The sequence below is a fragment of the Streptomyces kunmingensis genome, from assembly GCF_039533535.1.
GTDB classification, from domain to species: Bacteria; Actinomycetota; Actinomycetes; order Streptomycetales; family Streptomycetaceae; genus Streptomyces; species Streptomyces kunmingensis.
This window is the reverse complement of the sequence record NZ_BAAATS010000013.1, coordinates 69,778-91,656: the sequence shown is the minus strand read 5'-3', so window position 1 is coordinate 91,656 and position 21,879 is coordinate 69,778. Positions and strand designations below refer to the sequence as shown.

Here is a 21,879-nt window from a genome sequence, read left to right as displayed (position 1 = left end):
GGCGGCGCACGCCCTGGCGTTCACCGCCCTTGCGGGCCGCGTGCGCCAGGAAGGCCGGCCGCGCGCCCGTGTCCGAGCTCGTCCGGGTGAGTGAACGGATGCCCGGGTCGCACGACGGGCGCCGGGAACGGGGACAGTCGCCTTATGCGCGCACTAGTGATCAACTGCACCCTCAAGCCGTCGCCCCAGCCGTCGAACACCGAAGCTCTCGCCGGCACGGTCATCGCGGCCATGAAGGGGCACGGTGTCGAGGCCGACGTGGTGCGGGCCGTCGACCTGCGGCTGAAGCCCGGCGTCGAAACGGACATGGGCGAGGAGGACGACTGGCCGGGGGTGCACGAGAAGCTGCTGGCGTCGCAGATCCTGATCATCGCCTCGCCGACCTGGCTCGGCCGTCCCTCCTCTCTCGCCCAGCGTGTGCTCGAGCGCATGGACGCCATGGTCGGCGAGACCGACGACGAGGACCGGCCGGTGGCCTACAACCGCGTGGCCGGCGTCCTGGTCACCGGCAACGAGGACGGCGCCCACCACGTCATCAGCGAGATCGGCGGCGCCCTCGGCGACATCGGGTACACCGTCCCCGGCCAGGCGTGGACCTACTGGCATCTCGGCCCCGGTCCCGGCCCCGACTACCTGGACGACGATCGCGGTCACGACTGGGCCGCGTCCACCGGCCGGGCCATGGTCTCCAACCTCGTCCACGCGGCACGGGCCCTCGCCGCGAAACCGCTGCCGGCTCCGCCGTCCTGAGCGTCGGAGAACTGCCGTCCCGAGCTACGGAGAACCGCGGTGGTCAGTGGCGCGCACGGACGTGAAGTGCAGGTCGCGTCACAGGTCGTGCCGGGTGTCTGCACGGCATCTCCATGAGCGTGCGCCCTGTTACCCGGCTATGACATAGCGATCTTGACAGTGGTCGGCACCGCGCAAGTAGGTTCGGTATGCACCGAGATTCCCTTGACAAAGCCGGCGTTCTCGCGCCGGGAGAAGAGATGCCTTATGGGTTCCCACGCCCGCCCCAACCGGATCCACCGTACTGGAGCGCGGCTCGCCACGGTCGCGCTCGTCGGAGCGGTCCTGCCGATCACCGCCGGTGGCCTCGCCGAGGCGGCCACCGCCACCCCCAATGCCACGCAGACCGTCGACGAGAACGCCCGGCCGAGTGGTGAGACGACTACTCCCGCCGGTCAGGATCAGGCCGCGCCGGCCACGAGAGACCAGTCCGTCCCCGACGTCAAGGTCGACCACGCCTTCCTGCTGGACGCCCGGGACGGCAGCCAGGAACGGGAGATGTGGGCCGGGCCCCAGGCCGACGCCAGCGTCTCGATGGCCAGCACCACCAAGATCATGACCGCTCTGGTGGTGCTCCAGCACCCGGAGTGGCTGGACCGGCAGATCACGGTGAAGCAGGAGTACCGGGACTACGTCCAGGAGAACGGGGCCAGCACGGCCGACCTGCAGACCGGCGACAAGCTCACCGCCCGTCAGCTGCTGCACGCCATGCTGATCCCGTCCGGGGGAGATGCCGCGATGGCCCTGGCCGACAGCTTCGGCTCGGGGGACACCGTGGACGCGCGGGTCGCCGACTTCGAGAACCAGATGAACGCCCACGCGCAGCAACTGGGCATGACCGGCACGCACTTCGACTCCTTCGACGGCATCTCGCACGGCGACAACCGCAGCACCGCCCGCGATCTGGCCAAGCTCGGCCAGCGCGCGATGCTGCAGCCGGTGTTCGCCGACGTCGTGAAGCAGACGCAGTTCAAGACCGAGGCCCCGGCGGCCAACGGGCACACCCGGTACTACACCTGGAACACCACCAACGATCTGCTGAGCACCTACGACGGTGCCCTGGGCATCAAGACCGGCAGCGGCGCGGAGGCCGGCTACTCCCTGGTCTTCGCCGCGAAGCGGGACAACCGCACCCTGGTCGGCGCGATCATCGGGGCCGACCAGGAGGTCTTCGACGACGCCACGAAGATGCTCGACTGGGGCTTCGCGCACTGACGAACAGCCTTGATTGGTAAGTACTGTTAAGTACATCGATGTAAACCGGTGCTGTTCACGGCGTCGCTGACGCCGGCGGACCGGCCGGTGGGCGGCGTGCGTCGCCCACGGGCCGGTCCGGTACTGACTGTCGGCTACCGGCTAGCTCAGGGTCTTGAGCGCGGCGGCGTCGTACGGCTTCAGTTCGTCGAAGCGGCCCTGGAGGACCTTCTGCGCCCACTGGGGGTCCTGGAGCAGGGCGCGGCCGACGGCGACCATGTCGAACTCGTCGCGCTCCAGGCGGTCGAGCAGGTCGTCGATGCCCTTGGTCTGGGAGCCCTCGCCCAGGAACGCGTTGATGAAGTCGCCGTCGAGACCGACCGAGCCGACCGTGATGGTCGGCTTGCCCGTGAGTTTCTTCGTCCAGCCGGCCAGGTTGAGGTCCGAATCGTCGAACTCCGGGACCCAGTAACGGCGGGTGGAGGCGTGGAAGGCGTCGACGCCGGCCGCGGCGAGCGGGTTCAGGATCGCCTCCAGCTCCTCCGGAGTCTCCGCGAGCCGGGCCTCGTAGGCCTCCTGCTTCCACTGCGAGAACCGGAAGATGACGGGGAAGTCGGGGGAGACGTTCTCCCGGATCGCGGCGACGATCTCGGCCGCGAACTTGGTGCGGGCCACGGGGTCGCCACCGTAGGCGTCGCTGCGGCGGTTCGTGCCCGACCACAGGAACTGGTCGAGGAGGTAGCCGTGCGCGCCGTGCACCTCGACGCCGTCGAGACCGATGCGCTCGGCGTCCTTGGCGGCCCGGGCGAAGGCACCGATGACGTCGTCCACGTCGGACTGCGTCATCGCCTTGCCGGCGTCCTCGGTGCCGTCGACGGCGATCCCGGAGGGGCCGACGACCGGCGCCTCGGCGAAGGGCGGGCGGTCCGGCTTGCGGACCATGCCGATGTGCCACAGCTGCGGCACGATCGCGCCGCCCGCCGCGTGCACGTCGTCGGCGACCTTCGCCCAGCCGGCCAGCTGCTCCTCGCCGTGGAAGCGCGGCACCCGGCTGCTCTCACCGGCCGACGCGTGGTCGACGTAGGTCCCCTCGGTGATGATGAGACCCACGCCCGCGGCGGCGCGCCGCGAGTAGTAGGAGCGGACATCCTCGCCCGGAACGCCGTCCGGCGAGAACATGCGCGTCATCGGCGCCATCGCGATGCGGTTCCGTACGGTCAGGCCGTTCAGCGCGAGGGGGCGGGAGAGGGTGTCGGCGGCGCGGGACGCCTGCGGCGCGGAGTCAGTCACGGAGTGTTCCTCCTGGGTACCAGTCAGTATGTGCACGTGCATTGAATACTCGATGTGCGCAACTGATCCGGGCCGCGTGGCATTCCGTCACCCCGCCGGGGCGCGGTGTGATCCCGGCCACCGGGGGATGTCGGTGATCCATCGGCGATATGTCGGTGACGCTTGCGATGGTGGGGTGGTCGAGTCGCGGAGCAGCCGCACTCGGCGTACCAGCAAGGAGCACTCGGCCATGTCGTCCACGTCCACCACCTCGCCCTGGGATGTCCGTCGGCTGCCTCGCGCCGACGGACGCGTCTTCCTGGTCACCGGGGGCAACGCAGGAATCGGGTACTTCGTCGCGGAGCAGTTGGCGACGACCGGGGCCACCGTCGTACTCGGCAGCCGGAACGTCGCCAAGGCCGAGGCGGCCATGGACTCCATCCGCGCGCGTGTGGCCGGCGCGCGGCTGCGGGCCGTGCGCCTGGACCTCGCCGACCTCTCCTCGCTCGAGGCGGCGGTGGCGTCCCTGGAGGTGGCACACCTCGACGCGGTGGTCCACAACGCCGGTGTCGCACTGGACGATCCGCCGCGCCAGGAGACCGTGGACGGTCACGAGATCATGTTCGGCACGAACCACCTCGGACACTTCGCTCTGACCGCGTGGCTGATGCCGCTCCTGTCGGCAGCGCCGGCCGCACGCGTGGTGAGCATGGGCAGTTTCGCGGCGAAGACCGAGCGGCTCGACCTGGCCGACCCGCAGTCCCGGGAGGACTACCGGCCCAAACGCACCTATGGGCGCTCGAAGTTGGCGCAGATGTACTTCGGTGTCGAGCTCGACCGCCGGCTGCGGGCCGTCGGCAGCACGGTGTCGAGCGTGGTGGTCCATCCCGGTGGCGCACTGGACTCCCTCACCCCGTCACGGCCGCCGATCCACGTACGGACGACGGGCGCACGGCTGGGCGCGGCGCCCGCCGGCCTCCTCGTCCAGGGCAAACACGAGGGCGCGTGGCCCGCGGTGCGGGCGGTCCTCGACCCGGAGGTGCGAGGCGGCCAACTATGGGGCCCGCGCGTCTTCGGCCTGCGCGGCGAGCCCCGCCGTGAACCGCTGTGGAACCACCTCTCCGACGCGTCCCTCGCGTCACGCCTGTGGGACACGAGCCACGAACTGACCGGAGCCGACCCGGGGCCTGCCCGCACATAGCCAAGAGCGGGCGGCTTGCATATGTGCTGCCGCCGACGACGTTTTCAGCGGCTCTCGCTGACCGCCGGCCCGCTGTGGCTGCTCGACGGTGACTTTCCCGACCGGGCCTTCATGGCGGGCATCGCCGAGCACAACCTGGGACAGGCGCTGGACCTGATCCGCTGAAGCCCCGTTTCGGCACATGTGTGAACCCGGGCCCAACGCGGGATGAGCCCCAGGTCGCGCGCGATCGGAGACCCGAGGAACTCCACGGGCAGGGCGCAACTGGCCGTCTGTCACGTCCGTCTCATGGATGCCCCCGTGTATCCGTTATCCGCGAGAAAGACGTAGACACCGTGACCCAAGCACTGCCGCGGCCCGGACGACGCCTGCCGAAGCCGAGAGCGGTGGGACACGCGCCGGGCGCGGCCGCCGCCCGGCGCGCGGACATTCAGGGGCTGCGTGCCGTGGCCGTCACGCTCGTCGTGCTGTCGCACGCCGGGCTGCGGCACTTCAGCGGCGGCTATGTCGGCGTCGACGTCTTCTTCGTCATATCCGGCTTCCTCATCACATCCCTGCTCATCCGCGAACTCGACCGCACCGGCCGCATCTCCGTGACCCGCTTCTACGCCCGGCGGGCCCTGCGCCTGCTGCCCGCCTCCACCCTGGTCGCGGTCGTGACGCTCGCCGGGGCGTATCTGTTCCTCTCCAAGACGCGCTTCACGGCATACGTGGGCGACGCGATCGCGAGCGGCCTGTACGCCGTCAACCTCCGGCTCGCCGTGTCCGGCACCGACTATCTGCAGGCGACCGACCCGCCCTCACCCTTCCAGCACTTCTGGTCGCTGGCCGTCGAGGAGCAGTTCTACGTGGTGTGGCCGCTACTGCTCGCCGCCGCATATCTGGCGGCGGCACGGCAGCGGCGAGAGGGGCGCACGGCCCGGCGAACGGCCGCCGTACAAACCACGATCGCCACTGTCCTCCTTACCCTGTCGCTCTTCCTCAGCGTCCGCACGACGCCGACCTCCGCTTCCTGGGCCTACTTCGGCTCGCACACCCGGGCGTGGGAGCCGGCCGCCGGAGCGCTCCTCGCCCTCTGCGCCCACCGCCTGCGGCACATGCCGCCGCCGCTCGCCGGAACGCTGTCCTGGGCGGGCCTGGCGGCCATCGTCGCAGCGGCCCTCACGTTCGACGACGCCACCCCGTTCCCCGGGTACGCGGCTCTCGTCCCCGTCGCCGGCACGGTACTCGTGCTCGCGGGCGGCTGCGTCCCCAGCCGCTTCGGCGCTGAACTCCTCTTGCGGCAGCGGCCGTTGACGGCCCTCGGCGGTCTCTCCTACGGCTGGTACCTGTGGCACTGGCCGCTGCTCGTGATCCTGCCCGTCGCCCTGGACCGGCCCGAGGCCGGCGCGTGGACCCGGCTGGCGATGTGCGCGTTCGCGCTCCTTCTGGCCTGGCTGACGCTGCGGCTCGTGGAGAACCCCGTACGGTTCGGCGCCACCTTCCGGGACCGCCCGCGCAGGGCCCTGGGGCTGGGAGCCGGCCTGACGGCGGGGGCCGTGGCTCTCGCTCTCGTCGCGGCGCTCTTCCCGCCCGCGATCGACTCCGGCCGCCCGGCGCCCGGTCTGGCCGCGGCCCTCGACCGGGCGCCGGATCCGCAGGCACGCCTGTCCCAACTGCTCGCCGAGCCCCACGACGTCGTACCCAGCAATCTCACGCCCGGCCTCACCGAGATCAAGGCCGCCCGCTCAGAGGTGTACGGCGACGGCTGCCATGTCGGCCTGGCCTCGGTCGAGGTGCCGTCCTGCGTGTACGGCGACCCGGCCTCGGACACCACGGTGGTGCTCTTCGGCGACTCGCACGCCGCCCAGTGGTTCCCCGCTCTCGAGCGCCTCGCGCGCGAACGTCACTGGCGGCTCGTCTCGCTGACGAAGGCCTCCTGCAAGGTCGCCGACGTCACCATCGTCAGCGACGCCAAGCCGTACACCGCGTGCGACACCTGGCGCGCGAAGGTCCTGGAGCGGATCGCCGCCCTACGGCCCGACCTGGTGATCGCCTCCTCGTCCGACGCGGGCGACGTCGCGTACCCGGACGCCGGGGGAGAGGTTCGGCAGTGGACGGCCGGCTTCGAGCGGACGTACCGGGCGATCCGGGCGAGCGGGGCCCGCGTGGCGGCGCTTCTCGACACGCCCTGGCCCGCGTCGGACGCGGTGGACTGCGCGGGCACACATCCGCTGGACCTGAGGCGGTGCGCGGTCACGCCCGGGCGTGCGGCGAAGGACCCGCGCCGGGCCGCCGCGGTCCGGGCCGCGGCGGCGGCGACCGGCGCCACGGCCGTGGACCCGCACCGCTGGCTGTGCGCGCCCGCAACGTGCCCGGTACTGGTGGCCGACACCCTCGTCTACCGCGACGACGGCCACATCGCTGAGTCCTACGCACGAGCTCTGGCCCCGGTTCTTGGCGCGGAACTCGGCAGAGGCCTCCTCTCACCCCGCCGCTGACCTGCACGCTCGCTTTTTCTGTCACTTAACGACATACTGTCGTTTAGGGACACGAGTGTTCAGGGGCGCGAGTTGTTCAGGGGCACGTAGAAAGAAGGGCGGCCGGGCCATGACGGCAGAGAAGCGCGGCGGGGGAGGGATGAGCGAGCAGCGGCGTGCGCGTCTGCGCCTCGAGATCTCCCGGGAGGCGGCACGCCTGTTCTGGGAGCAGGGACTGGCCGCCACCAGTGGCGACCAGATCGCGGAGGCCGTGGGCCTGTCCACGCGCACGATCTGGCGCCATTTCCGCAGCAAGGAGAGCTGCGCCGAGCCGATCGTCATGCAGGGCGTCGTCACGCTGATGACGGTGCTGCGCAGCTGGCCGCGGGAGCGTTCGCTCGAGGCGCATCTGACAGCGGAACTGGCCCGTCTCGGGCACGAGAAGCCCCCCGTCGATCTCGCGGACGAGATGCTCGCGATGAAGATGATCCGGCTCGCCGACTCCGAACCGGCCCTGCGTACGGCCTGGTTGATGGCCTGCGATCAGACGGAACGAGAGCTGTGCGCGATCGTCGGCGACCGGCTGGGCCGTCCGCGCGAGGACCTGGAGGTGCGCCTGCATGCCGCGTCGGCGGCCTCGGTGATCCGGGTGCTGGACGAGCACATCGGCACGGTTCTCCTCTCCGGCGCCGACCTGGGTGAGTTGCAGGACGTGCCGGCGCTCGCCCGCCGCTACGGCCGGGCGATCCACCGGGCCACCGGCGGCGCCGTGGGCGATCCCGTCGCCTGACGCGACCCGCGACCCGCGTCCACGAACCGGCAACCGAACACAAGCGCACGCGAATGGGAGTGTCCGTATGCCCGTCAATCAGCCCCAGCCCCCGCGGTTCGCAGTCGAGGACTTCTTCGCCGCCCCGGCCCGCGCCAACGCGTCGATCTCACCCGACGGCACCCGGATCGCCTACCTCGCACCGTGGCGCGACCGGCTCAACGTCTGGGTACAAAGCCTCGACACAGACACAGACACAGACACAGACACAGACACAGACACAGACACAGACACAGACACAGACACCGATGCGGAGGCGCGGTGCGTCACCGCTGACGGCCGGCGCAGTGTCCACGTGTACCACTGGACGAGTGATCCGCGGTGGCTGCTGTACGAGCAGGACGGCGACGGTGACGAGAACTGGCACATCTACCGGGTCGACCTGGAGAACCCGGACGCGGAGGCGCTCGACCTCACCCCCTTCCCCGGCGCCAGGGCCGTGGGCCTGGAGACGACGCCGTCGCGGCCGGGCAAGGCGCTTCTCCACCTGAACCACAGGAACCCGGTCGAGTTCGACCTCTACGAACTCGACATCGCCACAACCGAGTTGACGATGCTGGCCCAGAACCCGGGCCAGGTCGCCGGTCTGCTGTACACGCCCGACGGCAAGCTGTTCACGCACACGTTGACGGACGAGGGGGACATCGCCCTGTCCAGGTGGGACCCGGAGACGGGGGCACGGCCTCCGGTCGCCACGTTCGACGGCTCCGACTACCCGCTGGACATCCAGCCGTTCCAGCTCACCCCGGACGGCACCGGAGCGTGGATCGGTTCCAACCGGGGAAGCGACCGGACCCGGCTGGTGCGGCTCGACCTGGCCACGGGGGCGGAGAGCGAGGTGGACAGTCACCCCACCCTCGATCTGGACCCGCGTTCCACCGTCTTTCCCACGCTGCCCTCACCGCTCATCCTCGACCGGCGTACAGGAGAGCTGATCGGGGTGCGCTACCTCGGTGAGCGGCAGGTCATCCACCCTCTCACCCCGCACTTCGCCGACGTGCTGAAGAACCTGACGAAGCTCTCCGACGGCGACCTGGCCCACATGTCGTCCGACGACAGCGGGCAGCGCTGGGTCGTCAGTTTCGCCCACGACCGCGACCCGGGCGTCACCTTCTTCTACGACCACACGACCGGGCGGAGCCGACTCCTGTTCCGGCCCTACCCGCACCGGGACCCCGACAGCCTCGCGCCCATGACACCGCTCACGGTCACGGCGCGCGACGGGCTTGAACTGCCCGTCCATCTGACGCTGCCGGTCGGGGTCGAACCGGCCGGACTGCCGACGGTCCTCCTGGTCCACGGCGGTCCCTGGCACCGCGACAGCTGGGGCTTCGATCCCAGCGCGCAGTTCTTCGCCAACCGGGGTTACGCGGTGCTTCAGGTCAACTTCCGCGGCTCGTCCGGCTACGGCAAGAAGTTCCTCAAGGCCGGCATCGGTGAACTGGCCGGGAAGATGCACGACGACCTCATCGACGCCGTCGACTGGGCCGTCGAGCAGGGGTACACGGACCCGGACCGCGTCGCGATCTTCGGCGGCTCCTACGGCGGCTATGCCGCGCTGGTCGGCGTCACCTTCACCCCCGACGTCTTCGCCGCCGCGGTCGACTTCTGCGGCCCCTCCAACCTGGTCAGCTTCCTGCGCACGGTGCCGGAGTTCGTCCGGCCCCACCTGATCAACAACTGGTACCTCTACGCCGGGGATCCCGCGGACCCGGAGCAGGAGGCGCAGTTGTGGGAGCGCTCGCCCCTCAGCCGTGTCGACGACATCCGCACCCCGCTGATGGTCGTCCAGGGCGGCAACGACGCACGTGTCGTCCAGGCCGAGTCCGACCAGATCGTCGCCGCACTGCGCGCTCGTGGCGTCGACGTCGAGTACATGGTCAAGGCCGACGAAGGGCACGGTTTCGTGAACCCGGAGAACAACATCGACATGTACCGCGCTGCCGAACTGTTCCTCGCCCGACACCTGGGCGGACAGACGCTGTAGCGCTCCGCTCACACCTGCTCGGCGATCAAAGGACCGGCGCCAGGGCCGCCTTCAGATCCTCGACAGCGCGATACAGCACGGTGGCCATCCCGATCTCGCGGGCCGCGTCGACGTTCTCCTGCCGGTCGTCGACGAACAGGCATCGGTCGGGGCGGGCGCCGGCCTGCTCCGCCGCGATCTCGTAGATGCGTCGGTGCGGCTTGGCGACGCCGACGAGGGAACTGTTGACGACGCTGTCCGCGAGGTCGGCCAGCCCGAGCACCGCAAGGTCGTCGTCGAGCCACACCGGCGCGTTCGTGACCACGACGAGCGGGCAGCGCTCCCGGACCTGGCGGAGAAGCCCCACCACGGCCTCGTCCGCCCGGGAGCCGGCCCCGGCGAACGCGTGGGCCAGGGCCTGCGCCTGCGACGACGACACATGCGACCCGAGGCCTTGGGCGATCGTCCGCGTCCACTGCGCCCTGGTGATCTGCCCCAGCAGCAGCGGTAGGTCTGTCTCCGGTGCGTATCCGATGGCCGCGGTGGTGCCCTCCGGGAGGCCCGCCTCCCTTTCCAGGCGTGTCACCTCGGCGGTGTCGTAGAAGCGGATCACTCCGTCGAGGTCGCACAGGACGGCGTCGAAGGGGAGGGCGTGAGACATGGGCATCGCATCATTCTTCCGTCCCCAATCGAGGACGACTACCTAGCTGTCGAACATGCGGAAATCTATCTCGGCTGAGGTAGACATTGGGCTGTGAGGTGGTTATGGTTTTTCTCGTAGCCGAGATCGACAAGGTCTGGCAGAGACGAACTGCCAGGTAGGGCGGTGCGGTGGTGGAGTTCCGAAGCCAGCGTGTGTGCAGGACGGCGACGGGGCTGGCGACCGCATCGGGTGGCCCGCAGTGATCAGGGGCCGCCGCAAGCAGGATCGTAGGTACGCAGTGTCGGTACCTACGAGTGCAGTTCGCAGGATTCGTACAACTGAGGGAACGGAGGGACCAGGCGCCATCAGGATCGCCCGGGCGTACGTCGTGAGCCCGGGTACCGCAGGACATCGATAGTGAGGTGGTCTCCGGTCAAGCAACCGCGATCCCCGCATTCCCGGCGGCAGTTCGGCCGGGCGGGCGGACACAGAAGGCCGGCGCAGTACCAGGGCCGGCAGATGGTGTAGAAGTTCCTTCGGGGCCCGGGTGCCAACGGCACCCGGGCCCCTCGACGTGTCCCGCACCACGACGACGAAAGAGGACCTCCACCATGACCGTGCGCGCGGCACGCTCCGACCGCCCCACGGCGGTCGCCGTCATGAGTCACGACGTCGCCGACCTCGTCCTCCCGCACCCCCTGCGCACGCGCCTGTCCCAACTGGTCCGGCTCCTCCCGGAATCGCGGAACATCGAACCGGGACCCGCCCTGGAAGCCGCCCTGGCCGACGCGGAGATACTGGTCAGCGGCTGGGGCTGCCCGCGCCTGACCGCCGACGTCCTGGCGAAGGCCCCTCGCCTACGGGCTGTCGTCCACGCCGCCGGCAGCGTCAAAGGCCTGGTGAGCGACGCGCTCTGGGAACGCGGCATCGTCGTCTCGTCCGCCGCGGACGTCAACGCGGGACCCGTCGCCGCATACACCGCCGCCCTGATCACGCTGGCCGCGCGACGCACCCTGACCATGGCTGCCGGATACGCGGACGGCTGGCCGGAGTTCGCGACCCGCTCCGGCGCCGACGGACTGACGGTCGGCATCGTCGGAGCCTCACGCATCGGCCGCCGGGTGATCCGTGAACTGAACCGCTCCGAGGCCGCGTACCGGATCCTGGTGAGCGACCCGCACCTGACGGACGAGGAAGCGCACCGCATCGGCGCCCGCCGGGTCGAACTCGACGAACTGTGCGGGCGGTCCGAGATCGTCAGCCTCCACGCCCCGCTCCTGCCGGAGACGACCGGGCTGATCGACGCCGCCATGCTGGCGCTCATGCCCGACGGAGGAGCCCTGATCAACACGGCCCGAGGGGCCCTCGTCGACACACAGGCCCTGACCCGCGAGTGCGCCTCCGGCCGGCTGGAGGCCTACCTCGACGTCACCGACCCCGAACCCCTGCCTCCGGAGCACCCGTTGGCGGCCCTGCCCAATGTCCTGGTCACACCGCACATCGCAGGCGCGCAGGGCAGCGAGGCGGAGCGCCTCGGACAGTACGCGATCGCCGAGATCGAGCGGTGGCTGGCGGGCGAGCCGCTGCTGGGCGAGGTCACCCGCGACGCTCTGCCCCGCCTCGCCTGACCGGCACGGAACCCCGGCCGGCCACCGTCGGCGTCGGCAAGTGGCCACTTAATCAACGGCATTGACAAATAGACTCGGTGGTTCGTAGGTTCGCAACGCCCCGCCCGCGGCCCGCGGACAGCGCGGCGGCGTCGACAGGAGCGTGCCATGACTTCGACCAGCGAGAACCGGCGGGCCCTTGTCGTCCGCGGCGGGTGGGACGGACACCAGCCCGTGACGATCAGCGACGGGTTCCTTCCCTTCCTCAAGGACCACGGGTTCACCGTGGAGACCTCCGACGACCTGGCGGTGTACGAGGACGGCGAGCGGCTCGCCGCCACCGATCTGATCGTGCAGTCCTGGACGATGGGGTCCCTCACCCGGGAACAGAGCGACAACCTCGCGGCCGCGGTGCGCGCGGGCACGGGCCTGGCCGGCTGGCACGGCGGCATCGTCGACAGCTTCCACGACCACGGCTACCACCTGCTGACCGGCGGCACATTCGTGATGCACCCGCCCGGCTTCCACGACCACAGCTACCAGCTGTCGCCCGAGCACGCCGACCACCCGATCATCGCGGGCCTCGGCGACTTCGCGGTCCACAGCGAGCAGTACTGGGTCCTCACCGACCCGCACAACGACGTCCTGGCCACCACCACCTTCCCGGCCGACCAGCCGCACGGCCGGCCCGCCGTCATGCCCGCCGTGTGGACCAGGACCTGGGGCGCGGGCCGGGTCTTCGTATCGACCATCGGACACAAACCCGACGACTTCGACGTACCCGAGGTCCGAACGCTGACCGAGAGGGGGCTGCTGTGGGCGAGCCGCTGAAACCCCTGCGCATCGGCGTCGTGGGCGCGGGAAAGATCAGCGGCGCCTATCTGTCGACCCTGGACCGGCTGACATCCGTACGGCTGACCGCTGTGACCGACCTCGACCGGAGCCGGGCGCGGGCCGTCGCGGACCGGGCCGGGGGAGAGGCGGCACTCGCTCCGACCGTGGCCGACCTCGTGGCGCGGGACGACGTGGACGCCGTCCTCAACCTCACGATCCCTGCCGCGCACGCGGACGTGGCTCTCGCGGCGCTCGGCGCGGGCAAACACGTATACGGGGAGAAGCCCCTCGCGACGAACCGCAAGGAGGCCGACGCCGTGCTGACGGCCGCGCGGGCGGCGGGACTTCGGGTCGGCTGCGCTCCCGACACCGTCCTCGGCACCGGTACGCAGACCGCGCGCAAGGCGGTCGACGAAGGCCTGCTCGGCCGTCCGGTCGCGGCGACCGCCTTCATGACGACCGCCGGCCACGAGACCTGGCACCCGGATCCGGAGTTCTACTACCGGCCCGGTGGCGGCCCGCTCCTCGACATGGGCCCCTACTACCTGTCGGCGTTGGTCCATCTGCTGGGACCCGTGGTCAAGGTGACCGGGGCGTCCTCCCGGCCACGTGCGGAGCGCACCGTCGGCAGCGGCCCGCGCGCCGGGCACACGTTTCCCGTCGAGGTCGACACCCATGTCACCGGCGTGCTGGAACACGTCGGCGGCGCCCTGTCCACCCTGGTGATGAGCTTCGACGTCCGGGCCGCGCGCCTGCCCCGCATCGAGGTGCACGGCAGCGAGGCATCGCTGTCCGTTCCCGACCCGAACACCTTCGACGGCGCGGTGGAGATCAACCGCGGAGGGGGCTGGGAGACGCTGCCCGTGTCCGCCGGCTTCCCGGACGCGGACCGGGGCGTGGGCCTCGCCGACCTGGCCGAGGCCGTGGCGGCCGGACGCCCGCACCGCGCGTCGGGTGAACTCGCCGCACACGTCCTGGACGTCATGCTCACCCTCATGGACGCTGCCGACCAGGGGCGCTCCCTGCCGGTGAGCAGTACGTGCGAGCGCCCGGCCCCGGTGACGGACCAGTAGCCCCACGCTGCACCACCCCGGGTGGTCAACGCCCTTTCCGGTCAGTGCACTTGTCCGGAGCGGTGGCTGCCCGCATGGTCGGCTGACTTCGCGTCCTCCCGAAGGGAACGCTGGTACTGGCCGGGTGTCTGTCCGACGAGCGACGTGAACGCGTCGATGAAGGCGCTCGGATTCGCCCACCCGCAGGCCGACGCCGTGTTGATCACCGAGACCTCGCCGGCGAGCAGCAGAAGTGCACGGTGTACGCGAAGCTGTGTGCGCCACTGGGGGAAGCTCATGCCGGTCTCCTGCTGGAAGAGCCTGCTGAGCGTGCGTTCACTGGCACCGACCTGATGTCCGAGCCGGCCGAGTGTGAGCGGCTCCGCCATCCCCTCCTCCACCAGGGCGACCACGGCACGGAGCCGGTCGTCATGAGGCTCGGGGAGATGCAGCGGCTGTTCGGGCGCGGTGGTGATGTCGTCGATGATGACCCGGCGCAGCCGTGAGCGTGCGCCCGCGGAACGCGGCTCGGAGCCGGTCAGGGTCAAGGTGGCCTCACGCGCGAGCGGCGTCATGACCAGCACCGCGGGATGCGCGGGCAGCAGCGCGGCCAGGCTCGGCGCCATGAACACGATGCGCATGTCGGTCCGGCCGTGCGCGCGGTGCTGATGCGCGAACTCCGCGGGAATCCAGACGACCCGGTTCGACGGGGCGATCCAGGAACCCACCGGGGTCACGAGCGAGAGTACGCCGGTGGCCGGATACACCAGATGCCCGCGCGTGTGCCGGTGCTCGGGGGTGCGCTCGTCGTGCCCGAGTAGAAACACGTGTTCGCGAAGTACGTGCTCGTGCGGCATCGACGTAGAGCGGGTCTGGGAGGTCTGGGAAGTGGGGCGGGTGTGGCGGGTGTGGCGGGTTTCAGGCATTGCTCGTCAGTTTATCAGTTGGCCGCCTCGATCCCCCTCGGATGAACTGTGGCCGTAGCCCCGGGGATCGAAAGGACAACCCAGTGACCAACCTCCTTCAAGAACCGACGCCGCGAACACGGCCCGGCAGCAGGGCCCGCGGCGGCCTCGGTACCGCCGTGCTGGCAGTCGGGCTCCTCACGGCCGCGTTCAACCTGCGCATCGGCGTAGCCTCGGTCGGCCCGGTGCTTTCGGACATTCAGGCGGACCTCGGCCTCTCCGAGGTCGTCGTCAGCCTCCTCACCACCATTCCCGTCATCGCGTTCGGCGCCTTCGCCTTCGTCACCCCGGCACTGAGCCGCCGCCTGGGCCTGCACCGGCTCCTCGGAGCGACGATGATCGCGCTGGCCGTGGGCATCGCCCTGCGCCTCCAGCCCGGTCTCACCGGCCTCTTCGCCGGCACCGTCGTCGTCGGTGCCTCGATCGCGATCGCCAACGTCATCATGCCCGCCGCCATCAAGGGGGACTTCTCGGGCCATGTCGGCCTGATGATGGGTCTGTACTCGACCGCACTCTCCGTCGGCGCCGCCTTCGCCTCCGGCGCGACGGTGCCGCTGCTCTCATGGGTCGGCGGCGGCGGCTGGCGACCCACTCTGGCGCTGTGGGCGATCCCCGCGCTCATCGCTTTCCTCATCCTGATCCCGCAGTTGCGGCACACCTCCGTCCGCGGCACCCGGATGCAGGAGCCGGCCGTTGCGGAGGCCGATGTCCGGGCGGATGCAGGCGAGCCGGCCGTTGCGGAGGCCGATGCCCGGGCGGATGCGGGCGAGCCGTCCGTCCGCGCCCTGATGCGTGATCCGGTGGCCATCGCCGTGACCGCGCTCATGGGTCTCCAGAGCATGAGCTACTACGCGACCCTCACCTGGGTTCCCACCCTGTTCCAGGACGCGGGTATGGACGCACACTCGGCCGGCTGGATGTTGTCGTACGCGGCCTTCCTCGGCATGGCCGCCTCACTCGTGACACCCGCGATGGCCAGGCGGACCCGTCCGACGTGGCTTCCCGTCGCGATCGCCGTCGCTTTGACCGGCGCCGCCTTCGCCGGCCTGGCCGCGGCCCCCACATCGGCGGCATACGTGTGGATGACCATGCTCGGGCTCGGCCAAGGCGCTTCCCTCAGCCTGTCCCTCACCTACATCGTCTGGCGCTCACCCGACGCCCGGCACACCGGCCATGTCTCCATGATGGCCCAGGGACTCGGCTACCTCCTGGCCGGTCTCGGCCCCATCGGCCTCGGCGCCCTCCACACCGCGACGGGCGGCTGGAGCATCCCGCTCATGACACTCATCGGCCTGCTCGCCCTGCAGCTGTGGGCCGGGGTGCTGGCCGGCCGTCAACGCCACGTACTCAGGTAGCGCGGCGCTCGCCAGGCCTTCAGCCGCTGTTCCACCGCGGATCCCAGCGACAGGAGCTCGGCGTCCTGGCGGTCGCCGGCCATCAGGAGCAGGCCGACGGGCAGTTCACCTACGTATCCGGCGGGCACCGACAGGGACGGGTAACCGGCGACGGCCGCCGGCGTGGACGACGGGATCACGTCGTTGTCGCCGCGCGCGCAGTCGGTCGTCCAGGCAGGCGGATTCGTGGGCGCGGCGATGGCATCCAGGCGGTGGGAGACCATGGTCTCGTCGATGGAACGCCGGGACAGGTCCTTCAACTCGGCGCGCATGGCACGGTATTCGGGGTCGGTGGTGGACGGCGAGGCGAGGGCCTGTTCGAACAGTTCCTGGCCGGCGAAACAGGTCTGTTCCGCGGGGTGGGAGCGGTTGAACTCGATCAGCTCGGCGAGGTCGCGAGGCCCTTCACGCGTACCGAGGTAGGCGTCGATGTCCCGGTGGAACTCGCTGAGCAGCGCCGGGAATTCGAGCTCCGCGAGCCGCGCCTGGTACGGGGGTGTCACCTCGACGACCACGGCTCCGGCCTGCCGCAGCTTCTTCGCCGTGCGCGTCATCACCGCGTCCACTTCGGGCCCGAGCGAGGGCAGGCGCCACAGGCCGATCCGCTTGCCGCGGAGGCTGGAGCCTTGCGGTGCCGCCGCCGTGTTCTCGCCACGGGAGTCCCGGCCCTCGCTCAGTACGGAGAGGGTGAGCGCCGTGTCGATCACGTTGCGGGCCATCGGCCCGGCCGTGTCCTGCTCGGCGGAGATCGGCACCACGCCCGACTGACTGACCAGGCCGAGGCTGGGCTTGTGGCCGACGACGCCGTTCATCCCGGCCGGACACACGATGGAGCCGTCGGTCTCGGTGCCGATCGCCACCTGTGACAGCGACGCGGCGAGCGCGGCGGCCGAGCCCGCGGAAGAACCGCACGGATTCCGGTCGAGGACGTACGGGTTGTGGGTCTGCCCGCCCACCGCCGACCACCCCGATGTCGGCTTCGCCGCACGGAAGTTGGCCCACTCGGACAGATTGGTCTTGCCGAGGATCACCGCACCCGCCTTCCGCAGCCGGGTCACGAGCACGGCATCGGTGCCGGGCGGACTCCCGGCGAGCGCGAGCGACCCGGCCGTCGTCGGCATGGAGCGGGTGTTCACATTGTCCTTGAGCAGCACGGGAATGCCGTCCAGCGGACCGAGGGTCTTGCCGCGTCGGTGCCTGGCGTCGCTGGCGGCCGCCTGCCGCAGGGCCGTGGGGCTGGTGCGCAGCACCGAGTGGATTCTGGGATCGACGTGCTCGATCCGCCGGAGATAGGCCCGGGTCAGCGTCGAAGCGGTCAGCGAACCGTCCTTCATGCGCGCCTGCAACTCCGGGATGGTCACGGTGTCCAGGTCGATCCCGGGTGCGAGAAGGGAGCGGGCCGGCGGTGACGAACCGGCGGTGCCCTGCTGCGAGGCGTGCGCACCGGCATCCGGTACGCCCATCAGAAGGGACCCCGCGGCAAGGGCGGCGGTCATTGCGGCCATGCTCCTCTTCCCCATGCGGATCAGCGGACTACACGGGAAGCGTCCGGCGCAAGGGTGTATCCCGTCTACATCAGGCGTCAGTGGTAGGCGTGGACGACGGCGTGGCCCTTGCCGCGGCCGATCATCCACCTGTTCACCGGAGTTGTCAGCAGGAAGGCGATCACGAAGCCGCCCAGCAGTGAGGTCCAGAACAGGGCCTCGTTCAGGTGCGCGTCCATCGCGCCGGGGACCAGGGCGATGATCCCGTTGTCGACCAGTTCCATCACGATGATGGAGACGGTGTCGGCGGCCAGCGCCACTTTGACGGCGGTCCTGAAGTCCAGGCCCGCCTTCCGGATGGCGAACAGGGTGAGCGAGTAGCCGAACACGAACGCCAGGACGATGGCCAGGATCATGGTGGCCACGTTGCCCCACATCAAGGCCGTGCCGATCGCCATGCCGAGAATCTCGCCGATGGCGCACCCGGTGAGGCAGTGCAGCGTCGCTTTCGCCGCGGCTTTCCAGGTCACGTGATGTTCGTGCTGCCCATGATGTTCTTGGTGTCCGTTGTGGTCCATGGCTGTCATCCCCTTGTCCTGTTGCCGTGCCTCCGACCACGGTGAACCATATACCCCCAGGGGGTATTCCGAGAGTGGGGCAGGAAGGGGCCGTACCCGCTCAGCAGCCGGCACGGCCCCCGTGAACCGTCGGGTCAGCTCATGCCGAGCAGCTTGTTCATCCAGGAGATCTCGGCGGTCTGCGACGCGATGATGGCGTTCGCCATCTTCTTGGCGGCGGGGAAGGAGCCGGCTGCCTTCTCGGTCCGCGCCATGTCCACCGCGCCCTCGTGGTGCTTGATCATCAAGTGCATGAAGGCGGTGTCGAAAGCGTCACCGGACGTCTTCTTCAGGCGGTTCATGTCCTCGGCCGTCATCATGCCGCCCATGCCGCCCATGCCGCCCATGCCGTCCCTGCCGCTCGTGGCACTTGTACTGCTCGTGCCGTGCATGGAGTGGTTCATCGCCCCCTCGGCGGGAACCTGCTCGCCCCAGGACACGAGCCAGCCCGAGAGGGTCCTGATCTCCGGGTCCTGCGCCTTCTTGATCTCGTCCGCGAGCTTCTTGACCTCGGCCGACCCGGCCCTGTCGGGGGCGAGGTCGGCCATCTCCACGGCCTGGCGGTGGTGGGGGATCATCCCTTCGGCGAACGCGAGGTCGGCGGCATTGTGCTGACCCCGGGGAGCCGTGGCGGAGGCGGAGGCGGAGGCGGACGCTGAGCGCGAGGGCGACGAGTCGTTGCCGTCGTGCCCGGCGGAAGAGTCGTTACTGGACCCGCAGGCGGCGAGGGCGAGGGACGCGGCGCCCGCGGCAGCGGCGAGAGCCGCGCGGCGGATGAGGTTCGTGTTCATGTCGGAGCGACTCCTTGATGCGCAGCCCTGACATCGGGGCGTGCGCGGAAGCGGAAGAGAGCATGGCCGGAACGCGGCACCGCTCGACCCGGACGGTTCCGGGCAACGAGGTGCCGTGCGGGCCGCTCTATATCCGTAGGAGTTGCAGCTCGGCCAGGTCGGGCGGTGCACGCTCGCTCTCAGGAGCCCCGGCCTTACCCGAGTGCAGCACCTGTGCCGTCGGCGCGAGGCCTGGGGCGGAGGTCAGCGGGGGTGGAGCGTAGGAGGCGCCGATACCGGCCGCCGCGCAGGTCGCATCCGCGTGATGGGCATGCCCCGAACCGCCGGTGCCGTGCGAGCACTCCCCGGCCACGCGGTCGACGGTCCTCTCATGGACCCTCTCCATACCGTGGCCGCTGCTCCGGGCCGAGGCGTTCGCCGGCGTCGGTTCTGGCCCCAGCCCGTGCATCGCCAGTACGCCGATCAGCACGGCCGCCACCAACGCGAGCAGCGCGAGGCCGCGCCCGGCGGGGCGTCGGTTCGGCGGCGGTACGGCGGGGATCACGGGATCATCGTAGATCGGGTTTCGAACGGGCGGTGCGAGCTCAAGCGGATGGAGTGGCCAGGGACCGCGCACCGGCGGACCAGTCCGCGCCCCGACGTGTCACTGCTCGCCGGGGGCCGACTGCCGGGCCAGGAACTCCTCGAACCGACTTTTGTGACCTGGCCACCCGGTGGGCCGCCCTTCACCTGCCGGAGTACGCGGAACGTGTCGGCACCGCGCTCGGCCGCGCCCTGTCCGTGCCGCCGCGCTCGGCCGTCGTGCCCGTCCTGTGACGCGTTCGGCACAAGCCCGCGGCCCGTACGCCGCTAGCGTCGGACGCATGATCGTATGGCTCAACGGAACGCACGGCGCAGGCAAAACGACCACCAGCCCTCTCGTGCAGCAGTTACTGCCGAACGCGCGGGTCTTCGACGCCGAGAAGGTGGGTGAGACGCTCATGGACATCAAGCCGGGCCTGCCGGAGACGGACAACTTCCAGCATTGGCCGCCGTGGCGGCCGCTCGTCGTGGAGACCGCCCGCCGCGTCCTCGACTACACCGGCGGCACTCTGGTGGTGCCCATGACGGTCCTGGTCGAGCAGTACTGGCGTGAGATCAGCGAGGGACTCGCCCAACACGGCATCCCGGTAAGGCACTTCGTCCTCCACGCCGACCAGGACACCCTTCGCGGGCGCATCGAGGGAGACGCCGGCATGGGCCCCTCAGCATTCCGATTCCAATACCTCGAGCCGTACGCCGAAGCGGCCCGGACCTGGCTGCACAACGAGGCGGAGGTCGTCGACACCACGCACATCACACCGGCCCAGGCGGCGCAGCAGATCGCGGGGGCCGTCAAGAGCTGAGGTCGAGGGGTGCAGCGCGGGGTATCAGTGAACGCCGGTGGCGCCGGAGCGTGCAGGCGTCCGGCGCCACCGACAGCGGTGGAGTCAGCAGGCGGGGGCAGGGCCCGCTGTCTCAAGTACCTCTTCCGTTCCCGAGCCGGGTTCGGATGCACCGGATTTCTCGGGCGGCCCGGACTCGGGCGCCACCGACAGGAGTTCGACTGCTCGTTGGGCGGAACGTGCGCCCGCGGGGGGCGGCGTCGCGGACGCCGGGGGAGCGGCGGCGTAGGACAGGACGAGGACGAGCAGTGCGGCGAGCGCGCACACGGCGATCTCGGCGCGCAGCACCAGGACGCGGCCGGCGCGGCGAGTCCGGCTGCTGTGGAGGAGCTGGTCGAGGGCGCGTTCGGCGCGGTGGTGCTGGGGCCCGTCGGCGTAGCGGGGGCCTTGCGCCGGCACGGGGTCGGCGGCGCGCAGGAGGGCGAGGTCGTCGAGGGGTTCAGGCACGGTCGTGGTCTCCCGCGGTCACGGTCATGTTCATCCGGTCGATCTCGGCGCGCAGTCTGCGCCGGGCGCGGTGCAGACGCATCGCCGCCGCGGCCTTGCTGCATTCCAGAGCGATGGCCAGTTCATCGAGGGTGAGTTCCTCCCAGGTGGTGAGGCGCAGGGCTTCCTGGTCGGCGGGGTTCAGACGGGCCAGCGCCTCGCGGACCCAGGCGCCGGGCCGTTCGGTGTCGGGGCCGGACACGATGTGCCTGCGGTGGGCGCTCTCGTGGTGGCCGATGCGGTCGAGCAGACGGCGTCTTCGGCCCAGGCCCCGCACGGTGTTGGCGAGGCAGTTGCGGGCGACGGCCTACAGCCAGGGCAGCGGTGTCTCCGGTGGCAGTTCCGACCGGCGCCGCCAGGCTATGGAGAAGACGTCGGCGACCACCTCCTCGACCTCGTGGGCGGCGCCCGGATCGAGTCGGCGTGCCACGAAGCGGCTGACCGCCCAGTAGTGCGTGCGGTAGGCCGCCGCGAAGGCGTCGTCGTCGGTCGTGCTCATGCTGCGTAGATATCCGGCACGGCACCGATCTTCACAGGCGGCTGGTGTGATCTTTCCGGCGGGGTGGGAGCGGGCGGGTCGGTGAAGCGCGGGGCCCGTCCGGACACGTACGGGGTATGAGATCTTCCAAGTGGGTCACGTGGCTGACCAGCACGGACCACAAGACCATCGGCACGCTCTACCTGGTCACGGCGTTCGCCTTCTTCTGCCTAGGTGGCGTCCTCGCGCTGTTCATGCGGGCGGAGCCGGCGCGGCCCGGTTTGCAGATCATGTCGAACGAGCAGTTCAACCAGGCCTTCACGATGCACGGCACGATCATGCTGCTGATGTTCGCGACACGCGGCCTGTGTGACGTGGCGGGCCACGATCGGCCCGC

General features: G+C 70.4%; 19 protein-coding genes and 3 pseudogenes. 13 read left to right on the top strand and 9 right to left on the bottom strand.

Features of this window, described 5'->3' with window-relative positions; all coding sequences use genetic code 11:
- Positions 1–144: 144 nt before the first annotated feature.
- A complete protein-coding gene (locus tag ABD366_RS17065; protein WP_324768781.1) occupies positions 145–750 on the top strand; it encodes a flavodoxin family protein in 606 nt (201 codons plus the stop codon).
- Between the two features lie 246 nt (positions 751–996).
- Positions 997–2,004 carry a D-alanyl-D-alanine carboxypeptidase family protein gene (locus tag ABD366_RS17060; protein WP_324768782.1) on the top strand — a complete coding sequence of 336 codons (1,008 nt, stop codon included), beginning with the start codon at positions 997–999 and terminating at the stop codon, positions 2,002–2,004.
- 141 nt (positions 2,005–2,145) lie between these two features.
- Here the strand turns inward: ABD366_RS17060 and ABD366_RS17055 are convergent, their stop codons facing one another.
- A complete protein-coding gene (locus tag ABD366_RS17055) occupies positions 2,146–3,315 on the bottom strand; it encodes an NADH:flavin oxidoreductase (RefSeq protein WP_425576960.1) in 1,170 nt (389 codons plus the stop codon).
- A 187-nt stretch (positions 3,316–3,502) separates the two neighbouring features.
- Between ABD366_RS17055 and ABD366_RS17050 the strand changes: the two genes are divergently transcribed.
- The 5 genes and pseudogenes from ABD366_RS17050 (at position 3,503) to ABD366_RS17030 (ending at position 9,728) form a co-directional block, all read left to right on the top strand.
- A complete protein-coding gene (locus ABD366_RS17050; RefSeq protein WP_324768784.1) occupies positions 3,503–4,453 on the top strand; it encodes an SDR family NAD(P)-dependent oxidoreductase in 951 nt (316 codons plus the stop codon).
- A 45-nt stretch (positions 4,454–4,498) separates the two neighbouring features.
- Positions 4,499–4,618, top strand: a pseudogene (locus ABD366_RS17045) (aminoglycoside phosphotransferase family protein); the annotation flags it as partial.
- Between the two features lie 170 nt (positions 4,619–4,788).
- On the top strand, positions 4,789–6,933 hold the full coding sequence (locus ABD366_RS17040; protein WP_344442006.1) for an acyltransferase family protein: 2,145 nt from the start codon (positions 4,789–4,791) through the stop codon (positions 6,931–6,933).
- Between the two features lie 109 nt (positions 6,934–7,042).
- Entirely contained in the window at positions 7,043–7,702 is a 660-nt protein-coding gene (locus ABD366_RS17035; protein ID WP_344442004.1) for a TetR/AcrR family transcriptional regulator, read from the top strand.
- A 334-nt stretch (positions 7,703–8,036) separates the two neighbouring features.
- On the top strand, positions 8,037–9,728 hold the full coding sequence (locus ABD366_RS17030; protein WP_324772961.1) for a S9 family peptidase: 1,692 nt from the start codon (positions 8,037–8,039) through the stop codon (positions 9,726–9,728).
- Positions 9,729–9,753: 25 nt separating this feature from the next.
- On the opposite strand, the gene ABD366_RS17025 is transcribed toward ABD366_RS17030, so the two are convergent.
- Complete coding sequence (locus tag ABD366_RS17025; RefSeq protein WP_324772963.1) at positions 9,754–10,374, bottom strand: HAD family hydrolase; 621 nt, start codon at positions 10,372–10,374, stop codon at positions 9,754–9,756.
- 587 nt (positions 10,375–10,961) lie between these two features.
- Between ABD366_RS17025 and ABD366_RS17020 the strand changes: the two genes are divergently transcribed.
- From ABD366_RS17020 to ABD366_RS17010, 3 genes are all read left to right on the top strand, one after another.
- The gene (locus tag ABD366_RS17020) at positions 10,962–11,978 is read left to right on the top strand and encodes a hydroxyacid dehydrogenase (protein WP_324772965.1); all 1,017 of its coding nucleotides are present in this window, start codon (positions 10,962–10,964) and stop codon (positions 11,976–11,978) included.
- 147 nt (positions 11,979–12,125) lie between these two features.
- Entirely contained in the window at positions 12,126–12,788 is a 663-nt protein-coding gene (locus ABD366_RS17015) for a ThuA domain-containing protein (RefSeq protein ID WP_324772967.1), read from the top strand.
- On the top strand, positions 12,773–13,864 hold the full coding sequence (locus ABD366_RS17010) for a Gfo/Idh/MocA family protein (RefSeq protein ID WP_324772969.1): 1,092 nt from the start codon (positions 12,773–12,775) through the stop codon (positions 13,862–13,864). Before ABD366_RS17015 ends, ABD366_RS17010 begins: the two co-directional genes overlap by 16 nt.
- Before the next feature lie 41 nt (positions 13,865–13,905).
- Here the strand turns inward: ABD366_RS17010 and ABD366_RS17005 are convergent, their stop codons facing one another.
- Positions 13,906–14,700 carry an AraC family transcriptional regulator gene (locus ABD366_RS17005; RefSeq protein WP_411293830.1) on the bottom strand — a complete coding sequence of 265 codons (795 nt, stop codon included), beginning with the start codon at positions 14,698–14,700 and terminating at the stop codon, positions 13,906–13,908.
- 152 nt (positions 14,701–14,852) lie between these two features.
- Here ABD366_RS17005 and ABD366_RS17000 point away from each other — a divergent pair, with 152 nt between their 5' ends.
- Positions 14,853–16,163, top strand: a complete 1,311-nt coding sequence (locus ABD366_RS17000; protein ID WP_324772973.1) for a CynX/NimT family MFS transporter — start codon at positions 14,853–14,855, stop codon at positions 16,161–16,163.
- Here ABD366_RS17000 and ABD366_RS16995 read toward each other — a convergent pair.
- From ABD366_RS16995 to ABD366_RS16980, 4 genes are all read right to left on the bottom strand, one after another.
- Positions 16,142–17,707, bottom strand: a complete 1,566-nt coding sequence (locus ABD366_RS16995; protein ID WP_411293829.1) for an amidase — start codon at positions 17,705–17,707, stop codon at positions 16,142–16,144. The genes ABD366_RS17000 and ABD366_RS16995 overlap by 22 nt on opposite strands.
- Positions 17,708–17,784: 77 nt before the next feature.
- Positions 17,785–18,264: a DUF4396 domain-containing protein gene (locus ABD366_RS16990; protein WP_324772977.1), complete on the bottom strand. Its 480-nt coding sequence runs from the start codon at positions 18,262–18,264 to the stop codon at positions 17,785–17,787.
- A gap of 134 nt (positions 18,265–18,398) precedes the next feature.
- Positions 18,399–19,094: a DUF305 domain-containing protein gene (locus ABD366_RS16985; RefSeq protein ID WP_324772979.1), complete on the bottom strand. Its 696-nt coding sequence runs from the start codon at positions 19,092–19,094 to the stop codon at positions 18,399–18,401.
- Positions 19,095–19,221: 127 nt separating this feature from the next.
- A complete protein-coding gene (locus tag ABD366_RS16980; protein ID WP_324772981.1) occupies positions 19,222–19,638 on the bottom strand; it encodes a DUF6153 family protein in 417 nt (138 codons plus the stop codon).
- A 319-nt stretch (positions 19,639–19,957) separates the two neighbouring features.
- Here ABD366_RS16980 and ABD366_RS16975 point away from each other — a divergent pair, with 319 nt between their 5' ends.
- The gene (locus ABD366_RS16975) at positions 19,958–20,479 is read left to right on the top strand and encodes a P-loop nucleotide/nucleoside kinase family protein (protein WP_324772984.1); all 522 of its coding nucleotides are present in this window, start codon (positions 19,958–19,960) and stop codon (positions 20,477–20,479) included.
- An 84-nt stretch (positions 20,480–20,563) separates the two neighbouring features.
- Here ABD366_RS16975 and ABD366_RS16970 read toward each other — a convergent pair whose 3' ends face one another.
- Both ABD366_RS16970 and ABD366_RS16965 read right to left on the bottom strand, forming a co-directional pair.
- On the bottom strand, positions 20,564–20,965 hold the full coding sequence (locus tag ABD366_RS16970; protein WP_324772986.1) for a hypothetical protein: 402 nt from the start codon (positions 20,963–20,965) through the stop codon (positions 20,564–20,566).
- A pseudogene (locus ABD366_RS16965) lies at positions 20,958–21,503 on the bottom strand (RNA polymerase sigma factor). Before ABD366_RS16965 ends, ABD366_RS16970 begins: the two are co-directional and overlap by 8 nt.
- A gap of 116 nt (positions 21,504–21,619) precedes the next feature.
- Between ABD366_RS16965 and ABD366_RS16960 the strand changes: the two are divergent.
- A pseudogene (locus ABD366_RS16960) lies at positions 21,620–21,841 on the top strand (cbb3-type cytochrome c oxidase subunit I); the annotation flags it as partial.
- Positions 21,842–21,879 lie beyond the last annotated feature (38 nt).

Excerpts from the sequence above, each read along its gene's own strand:
- ABD366_RS16985 (WP_324772979.1), bottom strand. The coding sequence starts at position 19,094 with ATGAACACGAACCTCATCCGCCGCGCGGCTCTCGCCGCTGCCGCGGGC.
- ABD366_RS16995 (WP_411293829.1), bottom strand. The coding sequence starts at position 17,707 with ATGGCCGCAATGACCGCCGCCCTTGCCGCGGGGTCCCTTCTGATGGGC.
- ABD366_RS17020 (WP_324772965.1), top strand. The coding sequence starts at position 10,962 with ATGACCGTGCGCGCGGCACGCTCCGACCGCCCCACGGCGGTCGCCGTC.
- ABD366_RS17035 (WP_344442004.1), top strand. The coding sequence starts at position 7,043 with ATGACGGCAGAGAAGCGCGGCGGGGGAGGGATGAGCGAGCAGCGGCGT.
- ABD366_RS17060 (WP_324768782.1), top strand. The coding sequence starts at position 997 with ATGGGTTCCCACGCCCGCCCCAACCGGATCCACCGTACTGGAGCGCGG.
- ABD366_RS17065 (WP_324768781.1), top strand. The coding sequence starts at position 145 with ATGCGCGCACTAGTGATCAACTGCACCCTCAAGCCGTCGCCCCAGCCG.
- ABD366_RS17005 (WP_411293830.1), bottom strand. The coding sequence starts at position 14,700 with ATGCCGCACGAGCACGTACTTCGCGAACACGTGTTTCTACTCGGGCAC.
- ABD366_RS16990 (WP_324772977.1), bottom strand. The coding sequence starts at position 18,264 with ATGGACCACAACGGACACCAAGAACATCATGGGCAGCACGAACATCAC.
- ABD366_RS16975 (WP_324772984.1), top strand. The coding sequence starts at position 19,958 with ATGATCGTATGGCTCAACGGAACGCACGGCGCAGGCAAAACGACCACC.
- ABD366_RS17055 (WP_425576960.1), bottom strand. The coding sequence starts at position 3,315 with ATGCACGTGCACATACTGACTGGTACCCAGGAGGAACACTCCGTGACT.
- ABD366_RS17015 (WP_324772967.1), top strand. The coding sequence starts at position 12,126 with ATGACTTCGACCAGCGAGAACCGGCGGGCCCTTGTCGTCCGCGGCGGG.
- ABD366_RS17050 (WP_324768784.1), top strand. The coding sequence starts at position 3,503 with ATGTCGTCCACGTCCACCACCTCGCCCTGGGATGTCCGTCGGCTGCCT.
- ABD366_RS17025 (WP_324772963.1), bottom strand. The coding sequence starts at position 10,374 with ATGCCCATGTCTCACGCCCTCCCCTTCGACGCCGTCCTGTGCGACCTC.